Here is an 11,980-nt window from a genome sequence, read left to right as displayed (position 1 = left end):
CCTTACTACTCTCCACTGATTCCTAATAATTTTTCTTATTCACACTATGGAAAATGTTGCGCATGACACGACGCCTAATGAGTCGTGTCGCACTCGCTGCCTTACACGGCACCGTTATTTTGCACGTAAAGGTTTGCAGTCAACGTGCCAAAAATTCAAGATACTGATTATTATAGAAATTATTTAAAACAGGGGCGTATAGTTACAACACAATGAAAGATTTGGTGCACCAAAACGGGGGAGGTGTTCAACCGTGGTGCGAGTTAGTAAGCACCACTATTGAATAAATTTAAACGAAGAAATGCGCCCAACACGAGTGGTAGGCGCTATGCCCTATAGACGTTTTGTGAACTGTCCGATAGCGCTCACTACCTCATTCGCTCCACTTTGAATTTCACTCATCGCGTTACCCGATTGTGTTGAATATTCTAATGCGTCGCGGGCTTTTTCCTGCCCAGCCTCAATAAGCTGAACGGCATTTTCAGTAAGTTTTCTGTTCTCTACCACCACGTTGACTATCTCTTCCGTAGCGCTACTTGTCCGTGAAGCCAATTGTCTTACTTCATCGGCCACTACAGCAAACCCTCTACCCTGATCTCCTGCGCGAGCGGCTTCAATAGCGGCGTTCAGCGCAAGTAGATTGGTTTGGTCGGCAATTCCACTAATACTTTTAACCAAATCAGCAACTTTTTGAGATTGCTCATCGAGGTCTTTGATGCCTTCGCTCGCATTACCCATCTGTGCGGTAAGTTCGTTCATTGCTTTCACTGTAGCATTAAGTACTTCATTACCTTTGCGGGCTTGCTCACCCGTCTCTTGCGATATGTTAAACGCGACGTTAGCCGCTTCAGAAATAGCAAATTCACGCTGCATTTGCTCAGTAATTACAGTGGCGAACTTAACGACTTTATAAAGATTTCCGTCTTCATTTCTAATTGGGTTATACGACGCCTCTAACCAAACTTCGTTGCCTCTACTGTCTATTCGCTTAAACCTACCTGACTCTAATTTCCCTTCAGATAAGTCCCGCCAAAAGTGCTTATATTCTTCTGAGTTAGCCTCTTGTTCGGTGCAGAAAATTCTGTGATGCTTACCTTCTATTTGCTCTAGGGTGTAACCCATACCTTTAAGAAAGTTGTCATTCGCTGTTATTATTGTTCCATCTAGATTGAACTCGATGACAGCAGAAGAGCGGTGAAGCGCATCAATCATATCGCGCAGTTCGTTGCTAAGAGTGATATTTCGCGTTTGTTCGGCCATGTAGAAGGCGATATACTTTACATTACCGTTTGCATCATCAACGGGCTGTACAATACCTCGCACCCACATTTCTTGGCCTTTCGCATCGATAAAGCTGACAGCACCGTGCCAATGGCGGTGCGTTTTAATGGCACCTAGCATATCCTGACCGGCAGGCTTTCTGAGCGCATTTTGGCTCATCATATTCTCAAGAGACTTTCCCTCTAATTCACCTATTGAGTAGCCGGTTGCTTGAGAACACAAGTCATTAATAGCATTAACCCTACCGTCAGGGTTCAACTCTATATAAAGCATTTCTTCGCGCAGCTCCTCCTGAACTGTCTGATATGCTTCAATTTCCTTTTGCAAACGTGAGTTTTCAGCTATCAACTCTTTATTTTTGAAAAACATCCTCTGCTCCTGATGAACTAAGCGCGCTTATTCTTCAGCCTGTAAGTCTTCGGTGAGGCAGCACACTACAGATAAGACGTGCAATATCACTCACAATTACGGTTAGTGTCTGAAACGATAAGCTAATTTTTTCGGTTTTGATTAAAGATAGCAGAGGAATTGAAGTTTATAGTGAAATATCAAAAATAAGATACAAGTGGCAAAATTAATTAGTGTTTTCACAGCGCTTACTAGAAACGCTGCGAGCAAGAAATATTAAGCTGCAATTTGTTAAAAATAAGGGCTGTTTCGCCCACGAAAAGCTAGAATGGCAATGCCGTTTTTTGTCTTTTTGACCAAAGCTCCTTAGCTTGAGATAAGGCATCCGCCACATCACAATTATGAAGAAGTACTAAGTAGCTGCTAAGCGTACTTAAAATGGCCTGTTCACCGTAAAGGCTATTCGCTTTACCTGTCCACACATCAAGCATGTCGTCTACGTTCATATCTCTATCTTTAAGCGCCCACTTGTCAGCAACCACCGGCATTATTACTTCGTCAGTTTTACCATTACGGGTAATGAAGAGTTCGGTTTCTCGTTCTCCGTTAACCTCGGGGTCGCCACCATCGCCGCGAAAACAAAGGGCGTTTATCGACGGGTAATTTTCATTAACGCGACAATGCTTATGGTCAAGGTGCATGTGGTAAACCCCCTGCACACAAAACTCTGCGTGAGTGGGGTTCAATAGCCTGGCTAGGGTGTTAGCACAAGAGCGCAGCCCAAACACGTCGCGCAGCTTAATAATGGTATCAAGCGCGGGCAGTAAGTATGATAGGTCGAGATAGGTTACGCCTTTATCAGCAAGCTGCTGGTTTGCCTCAGCGATACTGGTGACCTCAACAAGGCCTAACTTGGGTAGCGCTATGCTTGCATAAAGGCGCCCTGAACCCGGCTCATGGGCACCGTGAAGCATAATGGAATAGCCGTTTTTGGCCAGTACGGCTACCGCCAGTAAGTACCAAGGAAGCTGGCGACGTTTTCCTGCATAACACCCAATATCTAACGTTGGGGTAAGTGTCTTAACTTCTGGCTCAATCAGTTCTCGGCACGCATCGACAAAACCAATCACTTCTTCTGGCGTTTCTTCACGGGTGCGAAGTAACATAAGAAATGCGCCCCGTTGATCGCCGGTCACTTCATTGGCCAATACCATTTTCATGGCATGATAAGCTTCATCACGGGTAAGGCTGCGCCCCCCTTTTTGACCCTTACCAATAATTTTTATGTAATCGCTAAATGGTTGCTGCATGCTCGGATGAATGTAGTAGAAGTGTATTTACCTGTTGTCGAGACTCTACCACCTTTCCAAATATAAGTAACGTGGGCCCAGTTAAATTTGCAGCCTTTACTTTGCCATAAATATTAGCAAGCTCGCCAGTAATTACGCGCTGTTGAGGTGATGTAGCATTTTCAATTGCCGCTACCGGCCACGAACATGGTACCTTGTGCTGCATCAAACCTTTGCAAAGCCCCTCAAGGCGGCTTAGCCCCATATAAACCACCATGGTTTGCTTTAATACATTCTGCGCCATTGGCGCCATTTCAGGCCATTGCTCTGCATCTTTAAAATGTGCAGTCATAAAACTCACCGATTGGGCACAGCGCCTGTCGGTTAGAGGGATACCCGTATAGGCAGACACGCCCGAGGCGGCTGTAATACCAGGGACAATAGCAAAAGGAATGTTAGCTTTTGTTAGCGCATCGGTTTCTTCACAGGTTCTCGCAAACAAGGCTGGGTCACCACCTTTTAGTCGCACTACGGTATGACCCAAACTGGCAAGTTCAACCACCCGCTTGCAAATAGCGTCTTGGGTAAAACTATGCTTCTTACAGCGCTTTCCTACGTACTCTTTCGCTACACTAGATGGAATGAGCGAAAGAATATCTTCGCTTACAAGTGCGTCAAACAATACCACATCGGCTTGCTGTAAAAGGCGAAGCGCTTTTAAGGTAAGTAGCTCTGCATCGCCAGGACCTGCGCCTACAATAAATACTTGGCCCTGCTTCTGACGCTCATCGCCAAGGTTTGTTGTATTCAGCCACTTGTTTAGGTACGAATACTTAGCTAAAGATTCGAAATTGTCATTACGCTTGCGAGTGGTCGAAGTCTTAGTCGAAGTTGCATCGCGATAAAAAAGATTAAACAGAGGTTTCTGCTGTTTGAATAAGGTGCGCAAAAACGGTAAAGACCAACTAGATGCAATTGACATAATTTAACGCTCCTAAACAGATTGGGTTTCTATAACTAAATGCTTGTCTATAAGCTCAGACAAGGCGGGCTTGCAAGAACCACAGTTCGTGCCGCATTTTAACTGCTTACCAAGTTCGCTTACCGATGAACAGCCTTTGGTGATGACATCTGTAATCGTCTTTTCACGCACTTCAAAACAGCTACAAACTACATCGCCATTTAAAAATGCTTCATCCGCTTGGCCTCGTAATAAATTGCGTTGTGACTCAGTGGAAATCGCCGTATTTAATAGGCTGGCAAGCCACGCATTTGGTACTGACCAAGTGCTTTGTGTGTGTGCCTCCGCTTGAGCGGAACCTGTTTTTTCTGGCTCATCACCTAAAAATGCGGCGAAGCACAGTATGTCATCGACAAGCGCAAGGCATACCGAAAAAGTGTGATGATGAAACTGTAATAGCACCGCGTTTTCCGGTAACTGTGGTATCAAGCTTTGAGTAAATTCACGCCGGCTTTTGTTCGAAGCTACGTTTAACACTGATAGTGCTTCTTCAGAACTACTTCCTTTTGATGTAGCGCCTTTGGCCTCAAGCGGTGTTTTATTCCAGTAATCACATACTTTCTTTAGCGCTTCTTGATTATCGATGCTGGGATTATCAATGCTGGGATTATCGATGCTAGGATTATCAATACTGGGGTTATCAATACTGGTTTTTGAGTCATGTGACGAATGTAGTTTTGATGATAAAAAGAGTTTTCCATACGTAGCGTAACGTACAGGTGCAATAGCCACTGCAGCATGTTTTAATTCCGGCTGCCCTGAAATCGGATCTACCGCGCTCGCGTAAAGTGCACCTAGCTTACTGTGAGAACCCCATTGCGCCGACCAGTGTATGGGTATAAACACTTCTTTTTTGCGCATGTTCGCATCTGTTTTTACCGGATAGATAACTGGGGCGTCTTGACACACCGCACTTGTCAGAGAAACGAGGTCATTATTTGCAACACCTAACTCAGCGGCGTCTTTAGGGTTTATGTAGACAGAGGCGCTCGGCATATGGGCAAGTAACTTTGCAGCTTTCCCCGTGCGCGTCATGGTATGCCATTGATCTCGAGCCCGACCGCTGTTAACGACAAAAGGGTAAGCGTCTGACGTAACCTGCAATGGGGCTTTATAGGTTACGGGAATGAGTTTAGCCTTACCGCTAGGCGTGGAAAACTGCTTATCTTCAAAAGGACGCTTACTGATAAGGTTGGGCTTAGTGTTTTCGTTAAGCTTGGTACCGGATGAAGGCGTATTCAAAACTGTGTTTTGAAAAGGCCACTGGATAGGTGATAGAGCGTTGTACTGCGCTTCATTTAGACTTTGCAAAGGTGATAAGTCTAACTGGCGTTTGCCATTATTGTGATAGCCAGTTAAGCCAGCGTATTCACAGAATATTTGCGACGGATGAGTAAAGCTAAATGCCTCGCCAAAACCCATTTTAGCCGCCACCTCGCACATAATTTGCCAATCGTGTTTTGCACTTCCAGGCGGGGGCAATATGCCCCGCTGACGTGATATACGGCGCTCTGAATTCGTTACTGTGCCGTCTTTTTCTGACCATCCCGAGGCAGGAAGGGCAATGTGGGCGTAGTTAAGCGTATCATTCGATTCGACAATATCAGACACTACGACCATCTCGCACTTTGAAAGTGCGCGCTCAACTTGACCTCGGTTGGGCATACTGACAACAGGATTAGTCCCCATTATCCAAACGAATTTCACCTTACCACTTTCTATTGCGTTAAAGAGGTCTACGGCTTTTAGCCCCTGACCTTTGGGCATAACCGGTGCATCCCAGTAGGTTTTTACTGTTTCGATATGCTCAGGGTTTTCTAAATCCATGTGGGCAGCTAGCATGTTAGCTAAACCACCAACTTCACGTCCCCCCATAGCATTGGGCTGACCTGTGATGGAAAATGGGCCACAACCGTCTTTGGCAATTAAATCTGTAGCCAGGTGGCAGTTAATAATGGCTTGGGCTTTATCTACGCCAGCGGAAGACTGGTTTACGCCCATTGAATAAAAGGTAATGGCACTAGATGCTTCACAGAATGCGTCGAAAAAGGCCTTAACGTTGCTTTTTTCTATATCGCATACGCTAGCCACGTCATCCAGCGTTAAGCCATTTAGACTTTCAAGCGCTTCATCAAGCCCCTCGGCATAGCTCTCGACGGTGGTTCTATCTATTCTACCTTGTGCGTCTGCATAGCTAAGTAAGCCGTTAAACAGCGCCACGTCGCTACCTGGTTTTATAGGAAGATGTAAATCGGCTATCGTACAGGTTTCAGTTTTGCGCGGGTCAACAACAATGACCTTCATATTTGGGTTCTTCAGCTTTGCCCGCTGAATACGTTGAAAAAGCACTGGATGGGCCCACGCCGTGTTACTTCCCGTAATTACCAATAAATCTGTACACTCTAAGTCGGTGTAATCGCAAGGCACCACATCTTCACCGAAGGCGCGCTTATAAGCAGCTACGGCTGATGACATGCAAAGACGAGAGTTGGTATCGATATTGGCACTGCCGATATAACCTTTCATAAGCTTATTGGCAATGTAGTAGTCTTCAGTAAGAAGCTGGCCTGATACATAAAAAGCAACGGCATCCGCGCCATACTGCGCAATGGTAGATGTGATCTTATCCGCAATCACATCGGTGGCCGTGTCCCAATCCACCGATTGACCTGCTATGGTTGGGTGAAGCAAACGCCCATTTAGGTCGTTTGTTTCAAGCAGGTTTGTTCCTTTAACACACAATCTTCCATAATTGGCGGGATGCTCTGGCGTGCCTTTAACAGTGTCCAGGGTTACGGCACGCTTGCTTACGTTGCAACTGATATCTACACCACACCCTACGCCGCAGTATGGGCATGTTGTTTGTCTTAATTGTTCAGACATCATGTCGGGTTGTCGTGTAGCCATATTCATTTCATTACCTTTTTCGATATCGAAGTAGTTGAATGCGTTTTTGCAAGAAGGCTCTATTTATTTGGGCATTCAAATAGGATCTGCTTGCTTAAATGCCTACAAAGACCTTCTCGCCCTCGACCTTCACAGGGTAAGCCGTTACGGATACATCATCGTGTTCTTTACACAATCCTGTTTCTAAAAAGTAATGCTCTTTGTACAAGGGCGAAGCGACAACTGGCGCGCCGCCTATCGACCCCAAAAGCCCGCGATAAAGCACATTTGCTTTACCAATAGGGTCGTAGTTACTAATGGCAAAAACCTGAGTTTCGCCCTTTATTTTCAAGCAGAAAATGGCCACTTGCTGTGAGTCAACAAGGGCGCAAACGCCACTGTTTGTCACTAGGTCCTTCGTCTCACAAACTAGGTGCCATTGCACTGCCTGTTCCGACGCTATTACGTTTTGCGCAGCTGTCATAATTTGTATCTCCTAACAAGGTTGATAAGCCAATGGCTACACCATTAAGTCTATGGACTACACCATAGAGACGGGAATAAACTGATCTTTCCCCGCTACTTTTTCAGCTTCAGTGGCTGGACGAACCTGCCCTCGCTCTGAAACAAACTGAATATTGGTGTCGCTGGCACTACTGTTTACAAATTGACGGAAACGCTTACGAGATTCAGGATCTTCAATCGTGGTTTTCCACTCACATTGATAAGCGTCCACTACAGCATCCATCTGTGCTTCAAGCTCTTCATTAATGCCAAGTGCATCGTTAATCACAACATCTTGCAGATAAGCTAACCCACCTTCTAGGTTGTCCATCCACACCGATGTTCGCTGTAAGCGGTCGGCCGTTTTCACATAAAACATCAGCACGCGGTCGATGTATTTAATTAGCGTTTCCGTATCTAGGTCGGTGGCGAACAAGTCTGCATGTCGTGGTTTCATACCGCCGTTTCCACACACATAAAGGTTCCAACCTTGCTCGGTAGCGATAACACCAATGTCTTTGCTTTGAGCCTCTGCACACTCACGGGTACAACCCGATACGGCAAATTTGATTTTGTGCGGTGCACGTAGGCCTTTGTATCGGTTTTCTAAATCAATAGCCGTGCCTACTGAGTCCTGCACACCGTAGCGACACCATGTACTTCCCACGCACGATTTCACTGTACGCAGCGCTTTCGCATACGCGTGACCGGTTTCAAACCCACCGGCTACTAGCTTTTCCCATATATCAGGTAAGTGCTCTACGCGTGCGCCAAATAAATCGATGCGCTGCCCACCAGTGATTTTGGTGTAAAGGTTGTATTCTTTCGCCACTTCTCCTAACAAAATGAGCTTCTCGGGCGTAATTTCTCCGCCAGGAACGCGAGGCACTACAGAATAGGTACCGTCTTTTTGCATGTTGCCAAGATAGATGTCGTTGGTGTCTTGCAGGGGTAGGTGTGAAGCTTTTAGGATGTAGTCGTTATAGACTGATGCCAGAATAGACCCCACAGCAGGCTTACAAATTTCACAACCTAAACCTTCACCATGCTGTTCAAGTAGCTCGTCGAAGGTGCGAATGCCGTTAACCTTAACAATGTGAAACAGCTCTTGTCGGGTGTAATTGAAGTGCTCACAAATCGCTTTTGATACTTCAACACCGCGCTTTTCAAGCTCGCTATCTACTACATTTTTAAGCAACGCAGCACATCCACCACAACCAGTACTGGCTTTAGTTTCACCCTTTACATCGCCAACGCTGCAACAGCCACCTTCAATAGCTGATACAATGTCGCCTTTCGTTACATTTAGGCACGAGCATATAGACGCGGTGTCTGGCAGTGCATCGGCACCTAATGCTGGTGCGGCATCGGATGATGGCAGAATTAGGCTCTCTGGGTGTTCAGGCAATTCGATGCTGTTAAGCGCATATTGTAATAGCGTATCGTAGTCGCTGGTATCGCCAACGAGTACGGCACCAAGCACGAGCTTTTGCTCGCTATCTACTACCAGCTTTTTATACACGCCTTCAGGCTGATTTAAGTAGGTGTAACTTAGAGCACCTTCCGTACGTTCATGCGCATCGCCAATAGAACCCACTTCTACGCCCATTAGTTTGAGTTTGGTACTCATGTCTGCACCAGCGAACTCGGCATCGCCACCTGTTATATGACTTACTGCCGTGCGCGCCATGGTATAACCAGGTGCAACCAAGCCAAAGATTTTGTTATCCCAAAGCGCACATTCGCCCACTGCGTAAATATTAGGGTCAGAGGTCAGGCAGTGATTATCAATGACAATACCGCCGCGCTCACCAAGTGTTAGCGCTGATTTTCTGCCGAGCTGATCGGAAGGTCGAATACCGGCAGAGAATAAAATCATGTCAGTTTCTAACGCAGTGCCGTCTGCAAACACCATTTTATAGCGGCAGGTATCGCCAGCTTCGATAGTTTGGGTTGCTTTTTGGGTATGAACGGTTACGCCTAAATCTTCAATTTTGTCTTTAAGTACGGCACCACCGGTTTGGTCTAGCTGCACCGCCATAAGCTGTGGTGCGAATTCAACCACGTGAGTATCTAGCCCAGCTTGCTTTAAGGCATTCGCTGCTTCTAAACCTAGAAGACCGCCACCAACGACAACGCCTACTTTGCTCACCGCTGCTGACGCTTCAATAGCGAGTAGATCGTCTATGGTGCGGTACACTAAGCAATGCTCTTGGTCGTTCCCGGGAATGGGGGGCACGAATGGATAAGAACCAGTGGCAAGAACCAGCTTATCGTAGCTAAACACCTGCCCTTCTGAAGTCGTGACTTTATTATTATCACGGTCAATATCGGTCACTAAGGCATTGGTGACTACGTTTACGCCCCATTCAGCGTATTGAGCGGGTGTGGTAAGCGCTAGGTCATCAGCACTAGCGCCACTAAAAAATGATGACAGATAAACGCGATCGTATGCGAGGCGAGACTCGCCGCATAAAACGGTTATTTCTACATTGGCATCGCTTTGGTGAAGCTGCTCTACAAAATGATGCCCCACCATGCCGTTGCCTACGACGACAATTTGCGTTTTTGAGTCCAATGAAGTCATGATATTCCCCTTTTTTCGGGACAAAAAAAAGCCCGCTTCAACTTTCGTTGATGCGGGCTTCGTTGCCTATTTTGCTAGTACTGACACTTAAGATCAGCATGCTCTAGCTAACACATTTTACGGAGTGTTATAAATCACACAATTTTCAGCGATTGACACAAATCACCAAAACACACTTTACGCTTATAGCTATCCAAGTTCAGTGCCAAAATCGTAATCTATTGTTTTTATTTGATTTACTACAAAATAGGCATTATTCAGACTTCACAACTGCACCAAACAAACGCAAATCTGTGTTTACTTGGTGCATTAAGCGCTATCAAATAAACTAGGCCAGTTTATCCGTTGCTACGCGGTAGCGAGGATCTTCGACTACGTTAATTTCAACAAACTTGTCGGCCTTGCGAAGCAACGAACGACACTCATCGCTGATATGACGAATGTGTAGCTTCTTACCTTGCTCTTCATATTTATCTGCAAGGGTATCTAGTGCATCGATGCCTGATGAATCCCAGATACGAGAGTCTTTAAAATCGATAACTACATCTTGCGGGTCGTTAGCGATATCAAACAAGTCTTTGAAATGCGATACCGAGCCAAAGAAAAGCGGACCGTCTAGCTCGTAGACTTTCCAGCCGTCGTTATCAATGTGCGACTTCGCTTCTATATGACGGGCGTGTTTCCATGCAAACACAAGGGCAGAAACGATAACACCGACAACCACCGCAATAGCAAGGTCAGCAATAACGGTAACGCCTGTCACTAGAAATAGTACAAAGGCATCTTCTTTGTTTACGCCGCGAATAATTCTGAATGACGCCCACTCAAATGTTGCAATAACCACCACGAACATAACGCCAACAAGGGCAGCGAGAGGAATCATTTCAATTAGCGGAGCTGCAAATAGAATGAAGCCTAATAATACAACCGCCGCGGTGATACCAGACAAACGGCCACGGCCACCAGAGTTAATATTAATCATACTTTGACCAATCATGGCGCAACCGCCCATACCGCCAAAGAAACCGTTAACAGTATTTGCAACGCCCTGGCCAACACACTCTTTATTACCGCGACCACGGGTATCGGTCATTTCATCAATTAATGAAAGCGTAAGAAGCGATTCAATAAGACCCACCAAGCAAAGAATCACTGAGGTTGGTAGTACTATCATGAACGTTTCCCAGGTGAACGGCACCATAGGGATAGCGAAGCTAGGAAGCTCGCCAGCAAGCGTTGCAGTGTCGCGCTGGTCAGCCGGTAGCAAGTCACGAACAAAGTCGATTACCGTACGTGCTTCTAAGTCGAGGCCGTGTACTAATGCTGTTACCGTAACAATCGCTACTAGCGATGCAGGAACAGCTTTGGTTAGCTTAGGCAGTAAATAGATAATGGCCATGGTTAACGCCACGAGCCCTAGCATCCAGTAAAGCAGCGTACCTTCCATCCACTGCAATTCTCCAGCAGCGTTAGTAACTTTAAACTGGCCTAGCTGAGCTAAGAAAATAACGATTGCAAGACCGTTTACAAAGCCAAGCATTACCGGATATGGCACTAAACGAATAAACTTACCGAGCTTGAATATACCGCACATTATTTGCAGTAAACCTGCCAAAATAACCGCGGCAAATAAATACTGCACGCCGTGTTGGGCAACCAGTGCCACCATTACAACGGCCATGGCGCCGGTAGCACCAGAAATCATTCCAGGGCGACCGCCAATAGCAGAGGTAATCAACCCCATCATAAAGGCCGCGTATAGACCAATCATTGGTTCTACGCCGGCTACAAATGCAAATGCGACGGCTTCAGGGACCAGGGCAAGTGCCACTGTAATGCCTGATAGCACGTCGTTCTTAACGTTGCTGTCTTTACTGGTAATTAAATCGAACATGTTCTCTCAGAAGCTAAGATGTTAAACACAACAACCCACCGTGGCGTAAACCGCGTGATAGCAGTACACCAAGTAGGCAGGATGATTTTTCGGCGATTCTATCACCATTGTAGCTTAAAATCTTTTAATAGATTGTTACTGACGTATAAACACAGTTCAGAGGGCCCAGC

7 protein-coding genes are annotated in these 11,980 nt (G+C 46.0%); all 7 read right to left on the bottom strand.

All coding sequences use genetic code 11. From position 1 onward, the window contains the following. Positions 1 to 333 precede the first annotated feature (333 nt). Positions 334 to 1,650, bottom strand: a complete 1,317-nt coding sequence (locus IW644_RS08315) for a methyl-accepting chemotaxis protein (RefSeq protein WP_269917220.1) — start codon at positions 1,648 to 1,650, stop codon at positions 334 to 336. A gap of 302 nt (positions 1,651 to 1,952) precedes the next feature. Continuing rightward, positions 1,953 to 2,939, bottom strand: a complete 987-nt coding sequence (locus IW644_RS08310; protein WP_269917219.1) for a glycosyl transferase family protein — start codon at positions 2,937 to 2,939, stop codon at positions 1,953 to 1,955. Continuing rightward, on the bottom strand, positions 2,923 to 3,900 hold the full coding sequence (gene cobA, locus IW644_RS08305) for a uroporphyrinogen-III C-methyltransferase (RefSeq protein ID WP_269917218.1): 978 nt from the start codon (positions 3,898 to 3,900) through the stop codon (positions 2,923 to 2,925). The genes IW644_RS08310 and cobA overlap by 17 nt, the downstream gene beginning before the upstream one ends. A 12-nt stretch (positions 3,901 to 3,912) precedes the next feature. Beyond that, positions 3,913 to 6,852, bottom strand: coding sequence for a nitrate reductase (locus IW644_RS08300; RefSeq protein WP_442864432.1), 2,940 nt, complete (start codon positions 6,850 to 6,852; stop codon positions 3,913 to 3,915). Between the two features lie 88 nt (positions 6,853 to 6,940). Further along, on the bottom strand, positions 6,941 to 7,309 hold the full coding sequence (gene nirD / locus IW644_RS08295; protein ID WP_269917216.1) for a nitrite reductase small subunit NirD: 369 nt from the start codon (positions 7,307 to 7,309) through the stop codon (positions 6,941 to 6,943). Between the two features lie 57 nt (positions 7,310 to 7,366). Further along, positions 7,367 to 9,916: a nitrite reductase large subunit NirB gene (gene nirB / locus IW644_RS08290; RefSeq protein WP_269917215.1), complete on the bottom strand. Its 2,550-nt coding sequence runs from the start codon at positions 9,914 to 9,916 to the stop codon at positions 7,367 to 7,369. A gap of 328 nt (positions 9,917 to 10,244) precedes the next feature. Further along, positions 10,245 to 11,810, bottom strand: a complete 1,566-nt coding sequence (locus IW644_RS08285) for a SulP family inorganic anion transporter (protein ID WP_269917214.1) — start codon at positions 11,808 to 11,810, stop codon at positions 10,245 to 10,247. Positions 11,811 to 11,980 lie beyond the last annotated feature (170 nt).

This window comes from Alteromonas sp. PRIM-21 (assembly GCF_027563165.1).
Classification (GTDB): Bacteria; Pseudomonadota; Gammaproteobacteria; order Enterobacterales; family Alteromonadaceae; genus Alteromonas; species Alteromonas macleodii_A.
Note: the sequence above shows the minus strand (reverse complement) of the source record. Positions and strands in the feature narration are given on the sequence as shown.